Raw genomic sequence first — 18,879 nt, forward strand, 5'->3', positions numbered from 1 at the left:
CATGAAGCTCAGCCTGGGACCGGTCCTGTTTTATTGGGACAAGGAGCAACTCAGCAACTTTTACGCCGAGATGTCGGCCATGCCCCTGGACGTGATTTACCTGGGGGAAACCGTGTGCTCGAAACGCCGGGCCTTTTCACTGGATCAGTGGCTGGGACTGGGGCGCGAGTTACAGGAGTGCAGCCGGGCGCAGTTGGTGCTCTCCAGCCTGACGCTGATCGAAGCAGCGTCGGAACTTTCCAGCCTGCGCCGGCTGTGTGACAACGGCCAACTGTTGGTGGAGGCCAATGACATGGGCGCGGTGCAGTTTCTCGCCGAGCGCCAGTTGCCGTTCGTGGGTGGCCCGGCCCTCAACCTGTACAACGGCCACTCGCTGGCGCAGCTGCTCGACTGCGGAATGACCCGCTGGGTGCCGCCCGTGGAGTGTTCGGCGGCGCTGATCCGCGACGTGATCGGGCAGGTCCGCGAACTGGGCCGAGCGGTGCCGGAAGTTGAAATTTTTGCCTATGGGCATTTGCCCCTGGCCTATTCCGCCCGCTGTTTCACTGCCCGTGCGGAAAACCGACCCAAGGACGACTGCCAGTTTTGCTGCATCAACTACCCCGACGGCATGGCGCTGACCAGCCAGGAAGGGCAGCCGCTGTTTACCCTTAACGGTATTCAGACCATGTCGGCCGAAGTCACCAATTTGCTCGCCGATTATTCCGGGCTGGTGGACTGCGGTGCAGATCTGTTGCGCCTGAGCCCGCGTGCGCAGGGCATGGCTGAGGTGATTGACAGTTATCAGCGGGTTCGTTCGGGCGAGATGCCGCCGTTGTTTGTCGAAGGGTGCAATGGCTACTGGCATGGCCAGGCCGGCATGTTGCGCGTCGAGGAGGTTGGCCTGTGCTGAACCGAAAAAAGTGGCTGCTCAAAGGTGCCGACCGGTTGTTGCCGCTGGTGCGTCGGGTGCCGTTTGCCGTGCAGCGCCTGGCGTTGCAGCAGGCGCTCAATCGCTGCCTCGCCGAGCCGTTGCGTGATGGTGAGTTTGAGGTGTTGCGCGGGCGTTGGTTGTGTCTGCGGATTCCGGATCTGGGGTTGTCCTGGTACTTGACGCTCAGTCGCCAGGGGTTGCGGATTGCCGAGCATGCTACGGCGGCGGTGACGATCAGCGGGAACTGGCGTGAGTTTTTACTGTTGGCCAGTCGTCAGGAGGATCCTGATACGCTGTTTTTTCGTCGGCGTCTGGTGATTGAGGGTGATACTGAGTTGGGGCTGGCGTTGAAGAATCTGATCGACAGTCTTGATCCTGATGTGTTGCCGGTCTGGTTGTGGCGGAATCTGGAGCGGGCGGGGAAGGGGCTGGCGGCGGGGTGACCGGTATTGCTTGCCGGCGATGGCTGTGTGTCGAGTTTTTTGATGGTGTACATATCCGTTGCTGCGGTAACGGCCGCTTATGGTTTCGCCCTTACGGCGAGTCCCTTTTTCAAACGCCAAAAAGGAACCAAAAGGCTTTGCCCCTGACGTACGGCCCTTCGCCTAGGCTCAGGGTACCCTCGCTCCGGTCCTGCTCCGTGGGCCCGCCGCCATCGGCCATCCCTGGCCGGGGGCGGCTACCGCGGCATCCTTGCCGCGGTGCCCACTGCGCAGAACCTCCACTCGGCCTCCCGACGGGGCAGATCAAAATCAAAAGCCAAAGCAAAGCAAAAACGAGGCGGCCTGCCAGCCGACCTGTCTCTATGATCGTACGCATTCCCCTGTAGGAGCCGGCTTGCTGGCGATAGCGTCCGTTCAGTCAATAAATATGTTGGATGACCCACCGCTATCGCCAGCAAGCCGGCTCCTACAGTTGATCGTATTTATCCAAATACATATGCATTTCCTTTGTAGGAGCCAGCTTGCTGGCGATGGACGTCAACGATAACGCGGGCTGTCTGAATAAACGCGTTGTCCGGACGTTTTTCGCCGGCAAGCCGGCTCCTACAGGGAATCGCGCTTGCTTTTGATTTTCACCACTCATCAGGTCGAGCGTTAGCTCGCCTTCAGCTTTTGATCTGAGCGCCCCCTCGAGAGGCCGAGTGGAGGTTCTGCGTAGTGGGCAACCCGGCATGGATGCCGGGTTAGCCGCCCCCGGCCATGGATGGCCGATGGCGGCGGGCCCACGGAGCAGGACCGGAGCGAGGGGACCCTGAGCCTAAGCGAAGGGCCGAACGAAAGGGGCAAGAGCCCTTGGTTACTTGGGGCTCTTCCAAGTGACTCGCCGTAAGGGCGAAACCATTAGCCGCCGTTACCACAGCAATGGATATGTACCCCATCAAAAAACTCGTCAGCCGAAACACAGCCATCGCCAGCAAGCCGGCTCCTACAGGGAATGTTCGCTGCCCTCAAACCCGGCTTTCATGCTGCCGGGTATCACTGACAATCAACCCCCTGATCCCCTCAAACAACTCATCGCTCTGCGCCTCGGTGCAATCCTCGCCATAACGCTTACGCAACCCGTAATGACTCAGAATCAAATGCACATCCGCATGCAATCCATGCTGCTTCAGACAGTTCTCGACACATTGCAGCGGGCAACCATCCAGCGCAAAAATCCGCCGCCCCGACCGCGCCTTGTTGACCAGCGCGGCCACATGCCCGCCGACACCGGCAATGCAGGACATTTCAGCAACGCCACTGCGATCCAGGCGCACAGCCAATGTGTTGGCCAGTTGCGCAACATTGGAACAGCCGGAACAGGCATAGACCAGAGGCAAAGTCGAAGGGGGCATTGATGCTCTCCGTTGATGGGGTGTTCAAGTGTGCAAGGCACGGGGCATTGCGCATTGATGGCAGTCAATTCCGGTTACTGGAACGCCGCCAGGTCCTCTTCCGCGAGGATGCTGATGTGGCGTCGCTCCATGGCGATCAGGCCGCTGTCCACCAGGCGATGCAAAATCCGCGAAAAGGTTTCCGGCTGAATCCCCAGCTTCGACGCCACCAGGCGTTTGGACATCTGCAAGACAATCTGGCCGGTGACCGGGTTGCGTTCCTGAAACAGGAAATTGATCACCCGGCGGCTCGCGCTCGCCATGGTCAAGGTGTCGATGTCCCGCAGCCGCAAGTGCAGGTGCACGCTCATACTCGCCAGAATCGCCAGGCAGACTTTCGGCTGGTCCTCCAGCGCATTGCGATAGTGGGTGCCCTCGATGCTGACCAGCACGCTGTCCTTCAACGCGGTGGCGCTCACCGGGTAGAGCCGGGCCTGGCTGAACAGCAGCGCTTCGGCAAAGGTTTGCCCGGGCTGGATGATCTCCACCAGGTTTTCCTGGCCTTCGCCAGTGAGCCGGTACAACTTGACCTGGCCGCTGACCAGCAGAAAAAAGCGTTTGGCCGGATCGCCCTGATGCATGAGCGTGCTGTGACAGGGCAGGCGCTTGAGCATGGCCAGGGCACAGACTTCCTCGAAGACTTTCTCCGGCAATTGGCTGAACAGATGATGACGACGCAACGTTAAAACGATGGAAGGGTGGGTCAGCATGGCGTACCTCCGCTGACGGTCATAGTAGAGAGCGCAGGCCGGTTGACCTATGCCTCTGCAGGCCTACCTCCAAGGAGGCATGGCCGTCAGCCCGCACTGCGCAGATGCTCCATGGCCCACACCGCCGCCTCGACCCGCGAGCGCAAACCGAGTTTGTGCAGCAGGTTCTTGACGTGAACCTTGACCGTCCCTTCGGTGATGCCCAGCTTGTGCCCGATGACCTTGTTGCTGAAGCCGCTGGCGATGGTTTTCAACACCTGGCGTTCGCGCTCGGTCAGTTCAACCACCGCCTGGCGTGGCGGCGAGCGCAACGCCTGGGCCATGACCTGGGTCAGGCCGGGGCTGATGACCAATGCACCGTCCAACGCTTCGCGGATGTACTGGATCAACAGTTCGGGCTCCATGTCCTTGAGCAGATAACCGTCGGCATCCAGGCGCAACGCGTCGCGAATATCGTCTTCGGCGTCCGACACGGTGAACAGCAACACTTTGCCGGTGTAGTGCATCGCGCGCAGTCGACGCAGGGTTTCAATGCCGTTCATTTGCGGCATGTTGTTGTCGAGCAACACCAGGTCCGGTTGCAGCGGTTCGATCAGGCTGAGCGCTTCCTCGCCATGGTTGGCTTCGCCGACGATCAGGAAGTCATCTTCCAGTTCGAGCATTTGACGGATGCCGCGACGCATCATGGGATGGTCGTCTACCAGCAGGATTCTATGGTGTGGGGACGGGTTCATGTGACGCTACCTTCTGTGTGCTGTCCGAGAAATTCCGGGTGGAATTCCAGCTGGACGAGGGTGCCTTGAGGCTCCCTGGAAAATATGTGCAAGTGGCCGCGCAAGCTCCGCGCCCGCTCATCCATGATGTTCAGGCCGTGATGTTCGCGCTGGTCAACGTCGCCGCTGAAGCCGCGCCCGTCATCCTCGACCGAAAGCCTCACGGTTTCGCCGTCCTGACGCAGTTCCAGCCAGGCGTTTTGCGCGTGGGCGTGGCGCAGGCAATTGGAAAGCGCCTCGCGGGTGATCTGCAGGATGTGGATCTGCTCGCTGGCCGAGAGTTGAAAGGCCAGCGCATCGACGTGCAGGTGCACCTGGAATTCGCCACGACGGGAGAATTCTGCGGCGGTGTCCTTGAGTTCCTGCACCAGCCCGGCATCGTTAATCTGCAAGCGGAAAGTGGTCAGCAGTTCGCGCAATTGGCGGTAGGCATTGTTCAGTCCTTCGCGCAATTCGGCGGTGACGTTTTCCAGGGTCTGCACCGGCTCGCCCCGGCGCATCAGGGTCTGCATGCGGCTGACTTGCAGCTTCATGTAGGACAGGGCCTGGGCCAGTGAGTCGTGCAGTTCGCGGGCGATGATCGTGCGCTCTTCCAGCAACAGCAGCCGATGATCCTGTTCCCGTTGACGCTTGAGTGAGAGCGAAGTGCCGATCAGGTTGGCCAGGGCCTGGATCAGTTGGGTTTCCCAGGCTTGCGTGGGGTGGCCGTCGACAAAGTAAGCCTTGAGTTCACCCAGTTCGCTGCCCTGGTTGCTGATGCTGAAGGATTGCGGCCTCGCGTCGTGGTGTTTCTGGCACGTGGCGCAATCGCTGCTGGCGCAGACGTCGCGGATGTTGGCGCCATGCAGGGCGATCAGTTGCTGGGCAGGCGCCTGCGCCTGGCCCTGCAAACACAGCGACAGGCGCAGGCCCGGCAGGCGTTGCTGGAAGCGCCGGATCAACTCGTCCAGCCCTTCGGCATTGGCCAGGCGTGTGGCCAGGCTGCGGCTGCTTTGATACAGCAGCTCCAGCGCAGCGTTGGCTTGTTGCAGGTTCAGGGTTTTTTGCCGGACCTGACTTTCCAGCGTGCGGTGCGACTCTTCTATCGTTTCGGCCATGGCGTTGAAGCTCGTGGCCAACTGGCCCAGTTCGTCCTGGGACTGATGGTTGACCCGCACCTTGAAATCACCGCGTCGAAAGCGCTGGGTTGCGTCCACCAATTCCTTGAGGGGCGTGACGACGCCGTACTGCAACTCGTACAAACCGATCAGCAGGACAATCATGGTGGTGAACAGCGCCATGCCCTGGATCACTTGTTGCCAGCCCTGCTTTTGCTCGCTCTGGCGCTGGAGCAGGCTGACGAACTGGTTCAGTTGCTCAACGAACGGCCGGGCCTGGGCTTGAAACGCCACGGCATCGCCGCGTTCCAGCGCCGGGCGCAACGCTTCGTTCCATTGTTGCTGGAGTTGCCCATAGCTGGTTTGCAACGCGGTGGTCGGGCCATCTTCCAGCACGGCCTTGAGTGACTGGCTGTTGAGGCGACGTTGCAGGCTTTCAGTGATGCCGATGATTTCTTCATCGGTGGCACCGGCGGCGAGTTTCCAGCTCAGGTGGTAGGTTTCCATGCGCACCGAGCCCGCGGTATTGATGGCGGCGGCATCGCCCTGGCTGAACCAGGCGATCAACCCGGCACTCAACGAGCTGGCGAGCGCGAGCACGGCGATCAGGATCACCGCGAGCCCGGCGCGGGCGGGCAGGGAGCTGCGCAACCAGCGAATCATCGGCGCAGGTCCCGGGGTAAAGCAGAAAGCAGAGCATGTATAGCTCCAGAGTGAGGTTGTTTGTTATGGCCTCTTCGCGGGCAAGCCTCGCTCCTACAGGATTGGGTCCGGCTGCCGAAAATGGGAACGACTTCAATCCTGTAGGAGCGAGGCTTGCCCGCGAAGGCGATCCAGAGGTGCGCTACCTCTAAAGAGTTGTCGACGGCTCCCTGTCGACAGAACACTGGGTGGAAAAAGTTAAAACGCTGATAAACAAGGGGTTTTAAGCATTCTCCGGTCTACCTCCTTGGAGGTAGGCAGTGCAAGCATAGGCTTGGGCCCGCTTGGGCTTCGTTGACGTGGATCAAGTTTTTACGGGGTTGCTCTCTCTAGTCTGCCGCCATGGCTAACTGACTGGAGAGCATTGTGACCCAACCCCGTGTACGACAAGGCTTGGTGCTGGGCATGAGCACGCTGGCCTTCACTGTATGTTTCATGGTCTGGATGATGTTTGCCGTGCTCGGTGTGCCGATCAAGGAACTGCTCCAGCTCAACGAAACCCAGTTCGGCCTGCTGGCCGCGACCCCGGTCTTGACCGGCTCGCTGGTGCGTTTGCCGCTGGGGCTGCTGACCGACCGCTTTGGCGGGCGCAGCGTGTTCTTTCTGCTGATGCTGTCTTGCGTCGCACCGCTGTACCTGATCAGCCACGCCACCGCTTATTGGCAGTTTTTGCTGCTGGGCCTGTTCGTCGGTTTGGCCGGCGGCTCGTTCTCGGTCGGGATTGCCTACGTCGCCAAGTGGTTCGACAAAGAGAACCAGGGCTTCGCCATGGGCATCTTCGGCGCCGGTAACGCCGGGGCTGCGGTCACCAAGTTTCTCGCCCCGGCCCTGATCGCCGCCGGCAGTTGGCAGCTGGTGCCGAAAGTCTTCAGCGCCATCCTCTTTATCACTGCGCTGTCGTTCTGGTTCCTCAGTGCCGAAAACAAGGACCACCGCAGTGCCTCGGGCGCCACGCTGCGTGAGCAACTGCGTTCGCTGAAAGATCCTGCGGTGTGGCGCTACTGCCAGTACTACTCGATTGTCTTCGGCGGTTATGTGGCCCTCGCGCTGTGGATGACCAAGTACTACGTGCAGGAATACGGTTTCAGCCTGCAAAGCGCGGCGCTGCTGGCGGCGTGTTTTTCCCTGCCCGGTGGCGTGCTGCGTGCCGTCGGTGGCTGGATGTCGGATCGCTGGGGCGCGCAAAGCGTGACCTGGTGGGTGTTGTGGGTCAGCTGGATCTGCCTGTTCCTGCTCTCGTACCCACAGACCCAACTGCAAGTGCAGACCATCAACGGCACCGTGGATTTCCACATCGGCCTCAATCCCGCGCTGTTCACCGTGCTGCTGTTCGTCATGGGCATTGCCTTCGCGTTCGGCAAGGCTTCGGTCTTCAAATACATCGCCAATGACTACCCGAAAAACATGGGCGCGGTGTCCGGCATCGTCGGTCTGGCCGGTGGCCTGGGCGGTTTCGTGCTGCCGATCATGTTTGGCGCCCTGGTGGACCTCACCGGCGTGCGCTCGTCCTGCTTCATGTTGATGTACGGCGTGGTCTGGGTCTCCCTCACCTGGATGTACTTCAGCGAAATGCGCAAAAGCCCGGTGCTTGGTAAAGCGCCGACGCTGACCCCGTCCCCGATTTCCAGCATTGCCCAAGGAGAACAACATGTCCGTTCTGCAAAAGCCTGAAAAAGGGCCGGTCATTCATGACTGGCGCCCCGAGGACCCTGCGTTCTGGGGAAGCAGCGGCAAACAGACCGCCACGCGCAACCTGTGGATCTCCATTCCCGCGCTGCTGTTGGCCTTCGCGGTGTGGATGGTCTGGAGCACGGTGATCGTGCGCCTGAACGCCATCGGCTTCACCTTCACCACCGACCAGTTGTTCTGGCTGGCGGCGTTGCCGGGCCTGTCCGGCGCGACCTTGCGCGTCTTCTATTCCTTTATGGTGCCGATCTTCGGTGGCCGGCGCTGGACCGCCCTGAGCACCGCATCGTTGCTGGTGCCATCGATCTGGATGGGCTTCGCGGTGCAGGACCCGGGCACCCCGTACAGCGTGTTCGTATGGATTGCCTTGCTCTGCGGTTTTGGCGGCGGCAACTTCGCCTCGAGCATGTCCAACATCAGTTTCTTCTATCCAAAGTCCCAGCAAGGCACGGCCCTGGGCCTCAACGCCGGGTTGGGTAACCTGGGCGTCTCGGTGATGCAGTTCTGCGTACCACTGGTGATCACCTTCGGCGTGTTCGGCGTCATGGGTGGCAATCCGCAAACCCTGCCGGACGGTGGCCAATTGTGGCTGCAGAACGCCGGGTTCATCTGGGTGCCGTTCATTGTTTTGGTGACGGTGCTGGCCTGGTTCGGCATGAACGATTTGTCCAGTGCGCGGGCCTCGTTCAGCGAGCAAGCGGTGATCTTCAAACGCAAGCACAACTGGCTGATGTGCTGGTTGTACCTGGCGACTTTCGGTTCGTTCATCGGTTTTTCCGCTGCGTTTCCATTGCTGATCAAAACCTCGTTCCCTGATGTGATCGCGCTGAAATTCGCCTTCCTCGGCCCGTTGGTGGGTGCGCTCGTGCGTCCATTGGGCGGCTGGCTGGCGGACAAGCTCGGCGGCGCAAAAGTGACCTTGTGGAACTTCGTCGCGATGATCGTGATGGTCTTCGGTGTCATGCACTTCCTGCCGCAGAACGGTACGGGCGGCAACTTCTACGGCTTCCTCGGCATGTTCATGCTGCTGTTCATCACCACCGGCGTGGGCAACGGCTCCACCTTCCGCATGATCCCGGTGATCTTCCGCACCCAGCATGAAAAAGCCGCTGCCGGAAAATCTCCGGCCGTACGTGAACAAGCACTCAAGAATGCCGGCAAAGAGTCCGCCGCCGTCCTGGGCTTCAGTTCGGCCATGGGCGCCTTCGGTGCGTTCTTCATTCCCAAATCCTTCGGCACTTCGATGGCCCAGACCGGCGGACCGGAGATGGCCTTCTACATGTTCGTCGGTTTTTACCTGAGCTGCATCGTCGTGACCTGGTGGTGGTACGCGCGCAAAGGCGCCGCGACACCCTGCTGAGACGACCCGAATCCAACCATTGCGTGGGCGGGGCACAGAACCCCGCAGCAAGCCTGAGAGGACTACACCGTGAGTCATTTACTGGATCAATTGCGGTTTTTCAATCGCAAGCAAAACGAGTTTTCCGAGGGTCATGGAGAGACCCGCAAAGAGTCGCGCGACTGGGAGAACGTCTACCGTTCGCGCTGGCAGTACGACAAGATCGTGCGTTCCACCCATGGGGTGAACTGCACCGGGTCTTGCTCGTGGAAGATCTACGTGAAGAACGGACTGATCACCTGGGAAACCCAGCAGACCGACTACCCGCGTACCCGCAACGACCTGCCCAACCATGAGCCTCGTGGCTGCCCGCGCGGCGCCAGTTACAGCTGGTACATCTACAGCGCCAACCGGCTCAAGTACCCGAAAATCCGCAAGCCGTTGCTCAAGCTCTGGCGCGATGCGCGCCAGACCATGGCACCGGTCGAAGCCTGGGCCAGCATTGTCGAGGACAAGGCCAAGGCCGACTCCTATAAAAGCAAGCGCGGCATGGGCGGCTTCATTCGTTCCAGCTGGGACGAAGTCAACGAGATCATCGCGGCGTCCAACGTCTACACCATCAAACAGTACGGCCCCGACCGGATCGTCGGGTTCTCGCCGATCCCGGCCATGTCGATGGTCAGCTACGCCGCAGGTTCGCGTTACCTGTCGCTGATCGGCGGTGCCTGCCTGAGCTTCTATGACTGGTACTGCGACTTGCCACCGGCCTCGCCGATGGTTTGGGGCGAGCAGACCGACGTGCCGGAATCGGCCGACTGGTACAACTCCAACTACATCATTGCCTGGGGTTCCAACGTTCCGCAGACCCGTACCCCCGATGCGCACTTCTTCACCGAAGTCCGTTACAAGGGCACCAAGACCGTGGCGATCACTCCGGACTATTCGGAAGTCGCCAAGCTCACCGACCTGTGGCTGAACCCCAAGCAGGGCACCGACGCGGCGCTGGCGCAGGCCTTCAACCATGTGATCTTCAAAGAATTCCACCTGGACAAACCGAGCGCCTATTTCACTGACTACGCCAAGCGTTTCACCGATCTGCCGGTGCTGGTGCTGCTCAAGCAAATGGCCGACAAGGCGCCGGGCGCCGGTTACCAGCCGGACCGCTTCCTGCGTGCCAGCGACTTGACCGACAACCTCGGCCAGGAAAACAACCCGGAATGGAAAACCATCGCCCTGGATACCAGCGGCGAACTGGTGTCCCCTCAGGGCTCCATCGGTTATCGCTGGGGCGAGAAGGGCAAGTGGAACATTCTGCCGCGTGAAGGCGGCGAAGGTCGCGAGATCGATCTGAAACTGAGCCTGATCGGCGATGACGTGGCCGAAGTGGCGTTCCCGTATTTTGCCGGCGAGTCCCACGAGCACTTCCAGCACGTGGCCGGCGATGCCGTGCAATACCGTCGTGTGCCGGTGCACAGCCTCGTTCTGGCTGACGGCAGCGTGGCCAAAGTCGCCACCGTGTTCGACCTGTCGGCCGCTAACCTGGCGATCGACCGTGGCCTGGGTGGCGAAAACGTCGCCAAGGATTACAACGACGCCTCGGTGCCCGGCACTCCGGCCTGGCAGGAGCAGATCACCGGCGTCAGCCGCGAGAAAGCGATCCAGATTGCCCGTGAGTTTGCCGATAACGCCGACAAGACCAAGGGCCGCTCGATGATCATCGTCGGCGCGGCGATGAATCACTGGTACCACATGGACATGAACTACCGCGGGCTGATCAACATGCTCATGCTCTGCGGGTGTGTTGGCCAGACCGGTGGCGGTTGGGCGCACTACGTCGGCCAGGAAAAACTCCGTCCGCAATGCGGCTGGCTGCCCCTGGCGTTCGGCCTGGACTGGAACCGTCCGCCACGGCAAATGAACGGCACCAGCTTCTTCTACGCCCACAGCTCGCAGTGGCGCCACGAGAAGATGAGCATGCACGACGTGCTCTCGCCATTGGCCGACAAGTCGCAATTCCCCGAGCATGCGCTGGACTACAACATCCGCGCCGAACGCGCCGGCTGGTTGCCTAGCGCACCGCAACTCAACACCAACCCGCTGCACATTTGCCGTGATGCCGCTGCTGCCGGCATGGAACCGAAAGATTACGTGGTCAAGTCGCTGCAGGACGGTTCGCTGCGCTTCTCTTGCGAGCAACCGGACAGCCCGGTGAACTTCCCGCGCAACATGTTCATCTGGCGCTCCAACCTGCTGGGCTCCTCGGGTAAGGGCCACGAGTACATGCTCAAGTACCTGCTCGGCACCAAGAACGGGGTGATGAACGAAGACATCGGCCAGGTCGGCGACTGCAAACCGGAAGAAGCCGAATGGGTGGACGAGGGCGCCATCGGCAAGCTCGATCTGGTGACTACGCTGGACTTCCGCATGTCCTCGACCTGCGTCTATTCCGACATCGTCTTGCCGACCGCGACCTGGTACGAAAAAGACGACATGAACACCTCGGACATGCACCCGTTCATTCACCCGTTGTCGGCCGCGATCGACCCGGCGTGGGAATCGCGTTCCGACTGGGAAATCTACAAAGGCATCGCCAAGGCGTTTTCCAGCATGGCCGAAGGGCACCTGGGCGTCGAAAAGGATCTGGTGACCATTCCGCTGATGCACGACAGCGTCGGCGAACTGGCCCAGCCGTTTGGCGGCACCGACTGGAAAAGCGAAGGCGTGGCACCGGTGCCGGGTAAAAACGCACCGAACCTGCACGTGGTCGAGCGCGACTACCCGAACATCTACAAGCAGTTCTCGTCCCTCGGGCCATTGCTGGAGAAACACGGCAACGGCGGCAAGGGCATCAACTGGAACACCGAGGCCGAAGTGAAGTTCCTCGGTGAGCTCAACCACCACGAACGGGACGCCGGTATCAGCCACGGCCGTCCGAAAATCGACTCGGCCATCGATGCCGCGGAAGTGATCCTGTCGCTCGCACCGGAAACCAACGGTCACGTAGCGGTCAAGGCCTGGGCCGCGCTGTCGGAATTCACCGGTATCGACCACAGCCATCTGGCGGTGGGCAAGGAGCATGAGGCGATTCGCTTCCGCGACATCCAGGCGCAGCCGCGCAAGATCATTTCCAGCCCGACCTGGTCGGGTCTCGAAGACGATCACGTCAGCTACAACGCCGGTTACACCAACGTTCATGAAGCCATTCCATGGCGCACCATCACCGGTCGCCAGCAGTTCTACCAGGATCACCCGTGGATGCAGGCGTTCGGCGAGCAGCTGATGAGTTACCGGCCGCCGGTCAACACCCGGACCATCGCCGGGGTGAAAGGCAAGCGCAGCAACGGCCACAAGGAAATCGTCCTGAACTGGATCACGCCGCACCAGAAGTGGGGCATCCACAGCACCTACAGCGACAACCTGCTGATGCTGACCTTAAGCCGTGGCGGCCCGATTGTCTGGCTGTCGGAGAACGACGCGAAAAGCGCCGGTATCGAAGACAACGACTGGATCGAGTGCTTCAACGCCAACGGTGCGCTGACCGCCCGTGCGGTGGTCAGTCAGCGGGTCAAGGACGGCATGGTGATGATGTACCACGCCCAGGAACGGATCGTGAACGTGCCCGGATCGGAAACCACCAAGACCCGTGGCGGCCACCACAACTCGGTGACCCGCGTCGTGCTCAAACCGACCCACATGATCGGTGGCTATGCCCAGCAGGCCTACGGTTTCAACTATTACGGCACGGTCGGTTGCAACCGCGACGAGTTCGTCGTGGTGCGCAAAATGTCCAAAGTCGACTGGCTCGATGGTTCGTCCGGTGATGACCTGCCGCGTCCTCTGCCGACCGATATCGAGGAGAACTGAGATGAAGATTCGCTCACAAATCGGCATGGTGCTGAACCTGGACAAGTGCATCGGTTGCCACACTTGCTCGATCACCTGCAAAAACGTCTGGACCAGCCGTGAAGGCATGGAATACGCCTGGTTCAACAACGTCGAAAGCAAACCCGGGATCGGCTACCCGAAAGAATGGGAAAACCAGGACAAGTGGAAGGGCGGCTGGATCCGCAATGCCAACGGCTCGATCAACCCGCGCATCGGCGGCAAGTTCCGCGTGTTGGCCAACATCTTTGCCAACCCGGACCTGCCGAGCCTCGACGACTACTACGAGCCGTTCGACTTCGATTACCAACACCTGCACACCGCACCGCTGGGCGAGCATCAGCCGACGGCGCGCCCACGCTCGCTGGTCTCCGGCAAGCGCATGGAGAAAATCGAGTGGGGCCCGAACTGGGAAGAAATCCTCGGCACCGAATTCGCCAAGCGTCGCAAGGACAAGAACTTCGACAAGATCCAGGCGGACATTTACGGCGAGTACGAAAACACCTTCATGATGTATTTGCCGCGCCTGTGCGAGCACTGCCTCAACCCGGCGTGTGCGGCATCGTGCCCGAGCGGGGCGATCTACAAGCGTGAAGAAGACGGCATTGTCCTGATCGACCAGGAAAAATGCCGTGGCTGGCGCATGTGCATCAGCGGCTGCCCGTACAAGAAAATCTACTTCAACTGGAAAAGCGGCAAGTCCGAGAAGTGCATTTTCTGCTACCCGCGTATCGAAGCCGGGATGCCGACCGTATGCGCCGAAACGTGCGTCGGTCGTATCCGTTACCTCGGCGTGTTGCTGTATGACGCCGACCGCATCAGCGAAGTCGCGAGCACCGCCAATGAGCAGGATCTGTACGAAAAACAACTGGAGATCTTCCTCGATCCGAATGACCCGGCTGTGATCCGTCAGGCCCTGGCAGACGGTGTACCGCAGTCCGTGATCGATTCCGCCCAGCGTTCGCCGGTCTACAAAATGGCCGTGGACTGGAAACTCGCGCTGCCGCTGCACCCGGAATACCGCACCTTGCCGATGGTCTGGTACGTACCGCCACTGTCGCCGATTCAAAACGCTGCAACTGCCGGCACCGTCGGCATGAACGGGGTGATTCCGGACGTCGACAGCCTGCGTATTCCGCTGAAGTACCTGGCCAACCTGCTGACTGCCGGCGATGAAAAACCGGTCAAGCGTGCGTTGAAACGCTTGCTGGCGATGCGTGCCTACAAGCGTTCCGAGCAAGTCGATGGCGTGCAAGACCTGCAAGTGCTGGCGGACGTCGGTTTGAGCGTGGACCAGGTCGAGGAAATGTACCGCTACCTGGCCATCGCCAACTATGAGGACCGCTTTGTGGTACCGACCGCCCACCGCGAAGACGCCATGAGCGACGCCTTTGCCGAACGCTCCGGTTGCGGTTTCAGTTTCGGCAGCGGTTGCAGCGGCAGCTCCGACACCAACATGTTCGGCGCGAAAAAGGCCAACCGTCGCGACGTCCTGAAAACCGTGCAGTTGTGGGAGGAATGAGCATGCAAATTCTCAAAGTGATTTCGCTGCTGCTCGATTACCCGACTGAAACGCTGATCAGCGGCCGCGACGAACTGGAGCAGGCGATCATTCAGTCGCGTGAAATCAGCCCGAAGCAGCGCGGTGCGTTGTTCGAGTTGCTGGAGCTGATCTGCGCCAATGACCTGATGGACGGGCAGGAGCACTACGGTGCGCTGTTCGGTCGGGGGCGCGCGCTCTCGTTGCTGTTGTTCGAACACGTGCACGGCGAGTCCCGCGACCGTGGCCAGGCCATGGTCGACATGATGGCGCAGTACGAAGACGCCGGTTTTGCCATCGGCGTCAAAGAGCTGCCGGACTACATCCCGCTGTACCTGGAGTTTCTGTCCACTCGCGAAGACATCGAGGCCCGCGAGGGCCTGGCGGATGTCTCGCACCTGCTGGCCTTGCTCGCGGCGCGTCTGGAGGAGCGTGAAAGCGCCTACGCCAGTTGCTTCCGGGCGCTGCTGCAGATTGCCGGGGCCGAACCGCATCAGGCCGTGGCCGACCTGCGTGAGCAGGTCGCGGCGGAAGTGCGCGACGACTCGCTCGAAGCCCTCGACAAGATCTGGGAAGAGGAGGCCGTGGACTTTCTCCAGGCCGAACAGCAGGACCGTTGCGGTTCGCTGCCAAGCGCGCCGGGCAAGGCCCGGGAAGAAAGCGCGGTGCCGTTGCACTGGGTGGATTTTCAGCATGAAGGACTGGCCGCCGCGCCAGTCCAGGAGGTAGGCAATGTCTAAATGGAACCTGTTGTTGTTCGGGATTTATCCCTATATCGCTTTGGCCATTTGCCTGATCGGCAGTTGGGCCCGCTTCGACCTGTCGCAGTACACCTGGAAGGCGGGCTCCAGCCAAATGCTCAACCAGCGCGGCATGCGCGTGGCGAGCAACTTCTTCCACATCGGTGTGTTGTTCGTGCTGGCCGGGCATTTCGTCGGCCTGCTGACGCCTGCGTCGGTTTACCACCATGTCATCAGCACTGAGAACAAGCAGTTGCTGGCGATGGTGTCCGGCGGCTTCTTCGGCCTGTTGTGCCTGATCGGCCTGCTGATGCTGGTCAACCGGCGCCTGAGCGATCCTCGGGTCCGCGCCACGTCCAGTACGTCGGACATCCTGATTCTGCTGGTGCTATTGGCGCAGTTGCTGCTCGGCCTGCTGACCATCGTTGCGTCCACCGCGCACATGGACGGTTCGGTGATGGTGATGCTCGCCGACTGGGCGCAGAACACCGTGCTGTTGCGGCCGACGGAAGCGGCGGCCTCCATCGCTCCGGTCGGGCTGACCTACAAGCTGCACGTGTTCCTCGGCCTGACCCTGTTTGTGTTGTTCCCCTTCACCCGTCTCGTACACGTGATCAGTGCACCGGTCTGGTACCTGGGACGCCGTTATCAAATCGTTCGGCAGAAATTCTGAGGAGACAATCATGTCAGGTGGATGTGGATGTGGCGGCGGTAACGGCGGCAGCGGTGGCTGCGGATCTTCCAAACAAGTAGAGGTTGCGGTGCCGGACGATGTCGCGCCGTTTGAAGAGCTCGCGGTTGAGCCTGCGGCGGCCGATGACGCGCCGGCGCAGTTGATCGCCAGCAGCGAGCAGGAGTGGCCGATCATCAGCGTCAACGAGGTGGTGATCACCCCGGAAGCGATGGCCCAGGAGCTGCAATATCACCCGGCCGAAAGCCGCGAAGAGGCGGTGTATCTGGCCGCCAAGGCGCTGGTGATCCGCGAGTTGTTGCAGCAGCGCATTGCCGAACTGGGCGTGTCGCTGGAGGTCGGTGCCGGTGAGAACGAAGAAGAAGCCGCCACGCGCTTGTTGCTCGAACGCGAGGTGATCGTGCCGCAATGCGACGAGCAAACCAGCCTTCGTTACTACGAAAACAATCGCGGGCGCTTTCACAGCGCGCCGTTGCTGGCGGTGCGGCACATCCTGCTGGAGTGCGCGCCGGACGATGCCGAAGCCCGCGAGCTGGCGCATGCCCAGGCAGAAATCCTGCTGCAACGGCTGGAAGACTTCCCCGGCAGCTTCGCCGAGCTGGCGGTGAAATATTCGGCCTGCCCGTCGAAGGCACAAGGTGGTTCCCTGGGGCAGATCAGCAAAGGCCAGACCGTGCCGGAACTGGAGCGGCAGCTGTTCACGCTGGCACCGGGGCTGGCCAGCAAACCGTTGGAAAGTCGTTATGGCTGGCATGTGGTCAGTGTCGATCAGCGGATCGAAGGCATGCCGTTGCCCTATGAAGCGGTGTCGACGGCGATCCGCACGCAGTTGCAGCAGGGCGTCTGGCAAAAGGCCCTGGTGCAATACCTGCAAACCCTGATTGGCGCGGCGGATGTTCGCGGTATTCATTTGCAGGGCGCTGACTCACCGCTGGTGCAGTGAGCCTCAAGGCTAACCGGGAGATGTGATGAACGCTGTGATGCAGGATGGTTTTGGGCGGCAGATCGATTATCTGCGGATGTCGGTGACGGACCGGTGTGATTTTCGTTGTGTGTATTGCATGGCGAAAAACATGACCTTCCTGCCGCGTCAGCAGGTGCTCACGCTGGAGGAATTGCAGCGCCTGGCAACGTTGTTCGTCGGATTGGGCGTGCGCAAGATTCGCCTTACCGGCGGCGAGCCGTTGATCCGTCCCGGCATTGTCGATCTGTGTCGCAACATCGCCGCGTTGCCCGGTTTGCGCGAACTGGTGATGACCAGCAACGGCTCGCAGCTGGGCCGCCTGGCGCGGCCGTTGGTGGAGGCGGGTGTTAAACGGATGAACATCAGCCTCGACAGCCTGGACGCGCAGAAATTTCGCGCGATCACCCGCAACGGCGATCTCGATCAGGTGCTTAGCGGCATCGAAGCGGCGCGGGATGCGGGGTTTGAGCGAATCAAGCTCAACTGCGTGGTGATGAAGGGGCGCAACTTCGATGAGGTCCCGGCGCTGGTGCAATACGCCATCGACCAGCGCATCGATATCAGTTTTATCGAAGAAATGCCGCTGGGCGACGTCGGGCGATCACGGGGCGAATCGTTTTGTTCCAGTGATGACGTGCGCACGTTGATTGCTCAGCGTCATCGTTTGCTCGACAGCACGGAAAACAGCGGCGGGCCGGCGCGTTATGTGCGCCTGGAACGCCATCCCGAGACCCGGATCGGTTTCATTTCACCCAACAGCCACAACTTCTGCGGTACTTGCAACCGGGTGCGGATGACCGTGGAAGGCAAGCTGCTGTTGTGTCTGGGGCAGGACGATGCGCTGGATTTGAGAGGGTTGCTGCGGCGTTATCCGCTGGATGACCAGCCGGTGATCAATGCGGTGCAAAAGGCTTTGCGCGGTAAACCGCTGCGCCATGATTTCACTCCGGAGGGGGATGTGCAGATTGTTCGGTTCATGAATATGAGTGGTGGTTGATTTGCCGTAAGTCCAAGCGCCGAGTTTCTGATGGTGTACATATCCATTCCTGCGGTAACGGCCGCTAATGGTTTCGCTTTTACAGCGAGTCACTTGGAGAAGCGCCAAGTAACCAAGCGCTCTTGCCCCTTTCGTTCGGTGGCTCGCTAATGCTCGCCATGCCCTCGCTCCGGTCCTGCTCCGTGGGCCCGCCGCGATCGGCCATCCCTGGCCGGGGGCGGCTAACCCGGCATCCATGCCGGGTTGCCCACTGCGCAGAACCTGCGCTCGGCCTCTCGAGGGGGCGACCACCGCCACAGCCGCCGAGGCGGCCTGAAAGCCGACCTGGCTCTTTGGTGCACGCGTTCCCTCATTCCGGATATGTACACCTATCCCCTGTAGGAGCCGGCTTGCTGCGGGCGGCGTTCCGACGATGGTGCCCGTCCAGCCAATACATACGTCGACTGACCCACCGCTATCGCCAGCAAGCCGGCTCCTACACGGGGATTGGGTTCACACGATTCAAAATTGTAGGAGCCAGCTTGCTGGCGATGGACGTCAACGATAACGCGGGGTTTCTGAATCAACGCGGTGTCTGGGCGTTTTTCGCCGGCAAGCCGGCTCCTACAGGGAATCCCATACGCTTTTGATTTCCACCACTCATCAGGCCGAGCGTTAGCTCGCCTTCCGCTTTTGATCTGAGCGCCCCCTCGAGAGGCCGAGTGGAGGTTCTGCGCAGTGGGCAACCCGGCATGGATGCCGGGTTAGCCGCCCCCGGCCAGGGATGGCCGATGGCGGCGGGCCCACGGAGCAGGACCGGAGCGAGGGTATGCCGAGCCTAGGCGAGGCACCGAACGAAAGGGGCAAGAGCCCTTGGTTACTTGGGGCTCTTCCAAGTGACTCGCCGTAAGGGCGAAACCAATAGCCGCCATCACCGAAGAAACGGATATACACACCAAAAACAAATGCTAGGCAATCACCGCCAAATCT

Annotated in this window: 14 protein-coding genes; 10 read left to right on the forward strand and 4 right to left on the reverse strand. The window is 60.9% G+C overall.

Annotation, left to right across the window (positions count from 1 at the left end; all coding sequences use genetic code 11):
* Position 1: 1 nt before the first annotated feature.
* The gene (locus K5R88_RS01405; protein ID WP_008034783.1) at positions 2 to 892 is read left to right on the forward strand and encodes a U32 family peptidase; all 891 of its coding nucleotides are present in this window, start codon (positions 2 to 4) and stop codon (positions 890 to 892) included.
* Positions 886 to 1,356: a ubiquinone anaerobic biosynthesis accessory factor UbiT gene (ubiT, locus tag K5R88_RS01410; RefSeq protein ID WP_008044144.1), complete on the forward strand. Its 471-nt coding sequence runs from the start codon at positions 886 to 888 to the stop codon at positions 1,354 to 1,356. Before K5R88_RS01405 ends, ubiT begins: the two co-directional genes overlap by 7 nt.
* Before the next feature lie 1,007 nt (positions 1,357 to 2,363).
* On the opposite strand, the gene K5R88_RS01415 is transcribed toward ubiT, so the two are convergent.
* The 4 genes from K5R88_RS01415 to K5R88_RS01430 all read right to left on the reverse strand — a co-directional run bounded on the left by K5R88_RS01415 (position 2,364) and on the right by K5R88_RS01430 (position 6,032).
* Positions 2,364 to 2,750: a putative zinc-binding protein gene (locus K5R88_RS01415; RefSeq protein WP_008030976.1), complete on the reverse strand. Its 387-nt coding sequence runs from the start codon at positions 2,748 to 2,750 to the stop codon at positions 2,364 to 2,366.
* Between the two features lie 74 nt (positions 2,751 to 2,824).
* A complete protein-coding gene (locus K5R88_RS01420) occupies positions 2,825 to 3,499 on the reverse strand; it encodes a Crp/Fnr family transcriptional regulator (RefSeq protein ID WP_008030978.1) in 675 nt (224 codons plus the stop codon).
* A gap of 86 nt (positions 3,500 to 3,585) precedes the next feature.
* Positions 3,586 to 4,233, reverse strand: coding sequence for a two-component system response regulator NarL (gene narL / locus K5R88_RS01425; RefSeq protein ID WP_008030980.1), 648 nt, complete (start codon positions 4,231 to 4,233; stop codon positions 3,586 to 3,588).
* Positions 4,230 to 6,032 carry a HAMP domain-containing protein gene (locus K5R88_RS01430; protein WP_226299022.1) on the reverse strand — a complete coding sequence of 601 codons (1,803 nt, stop codon included), beginning with the start codon at positions 6,030 to 6,032 and terminating at the stop codon, positions 4,230 to 4,232. Before K5R88_RS01430 ends, narL begins: the two co-directional genes overlap by 4 nt.
* A 405-nt stretch (positions 6,033 to 6,437) precedes the next feature.
* On the opposite strand from K5R88_RS01430, the gene K5R88_RS01435 reads away from it, so the two are divergent.
* The 8 genes from K5R88_RS01435 (at position 6,438) to moaA (ending at position 17,910) form a co-directional block, all read left to right on the forward strand.
* Positions 6,438 to 7,742, forward strand: a complete 1,305-nt coding sequence (locus tag K5R88_RS01435; RefSeq protein ID WP_008030986.1) for an MFS transporter — start codon at positions 6,438 to 6,440, stop codon at positions 7,740 to 7,742.
* Entirely contained in the window at positions 7,720 to 9,117 is a 1,398-nt protein-coding gene (locus K5R88_RS01440) for a NarK family nitrate/nitrite MFS transporter (RefSeq protein WP_008043731.1), read from the forward strand. Before K5R88_RS01435 ends, K5R88_RS01440 begins: the two co-directional genes overlap by 23 nt.
* A 69-nt stretch (positions 9,118 to 9,186) precedes the next feature.
* On the forward strand, positions 9,187 to 12,960 hold the full coding sequence (locus K5R88_RS01445) for a nitrate reductase subunit alpha (protein ID WP_008043732.1): 3,774 nt from the start codon (positions 9,187 to 9,189) through the stop codon (positions 12,958 to 12,960).
* A 1-nt stretch (position 12,961) separates the two neighbouring features.
* Positions 12,962 to 14,500, forward strand: coding sequence for a nitrate reductase subunit beta (narH, locus tag K5R88_RS01450; protein WP_008030993.1), 1,539 nt, complete (start codon positions 12,962 to 12,964; stop codon positions 14,498 to 14,500).
* 2 nt (positions 14,501 to 14,502) lie between these two features.
* Positions 14,503 to 15,258 (forward strand): nitrate reductase molybdenum cofactor assembly chaperone, encoded by a 756-nt coding sequence (gene narJ / locus K5R88_RS01455; protein ID WP_008043733.1) that lies wholly within the window; start codon positions 14,503 to 14,505, stop codon positions 15,256 to 15,258.
* A complete protein-coding gene (narI, locus tag K5R88_RS01460; protein WP_008030998.1) occupies positions 15,251 to 15,931 on the forward strand; it encodes a respiratory nitrate reductase subunit gamma in 681 nt (226 codons plus the stop codon). Before narJ ends, narI begins: the two co-directional genes overlap by 8 nt.
* A 10-nt stretch (positions 15,932 to 15,941) precedes the next feature.
* On the forward strand, positions 15,942 to 16,892 hold the full coding sequence (locus K5R88_RS01465) for a peptidylprolyl isomerase (RefSeq protein ID WP_192226480.1): 951 nt from the start codon (positions 15,942 to 15,944) through the stop codon (positions 16,890 to 16,892).
* A 25-nt stretch (positions 16,893 to 16,917) separates the two neighbouring features.
* The gene (gene moaA, locus K5R88_RS01470; protein WP_192226482.1) at positions 16,918 to 17,910 is read left to right on the forward strand and encodes a GTP 3',8-cyclase MoaA; all 993 of its coding nucleotides are present in this window, start codon (positions 16,918 to 16,920) and stop codon (positions 17,908 to 17,910) included.
* Positions 17,911 to 18,879 lie beyond the last annotated feature (969 nt).

The organism is Pseudomonas sp. MM213, from assembly GCF_020423045.1.
Taxonomy (GTDB): domain Bacteria; phylum Pseudomonadota; class Gammaproteobacteria; order Pseudomonadales; family Pseudomonadaceae; genus Aquipseudomonas; species Aquipseudomonas migulae.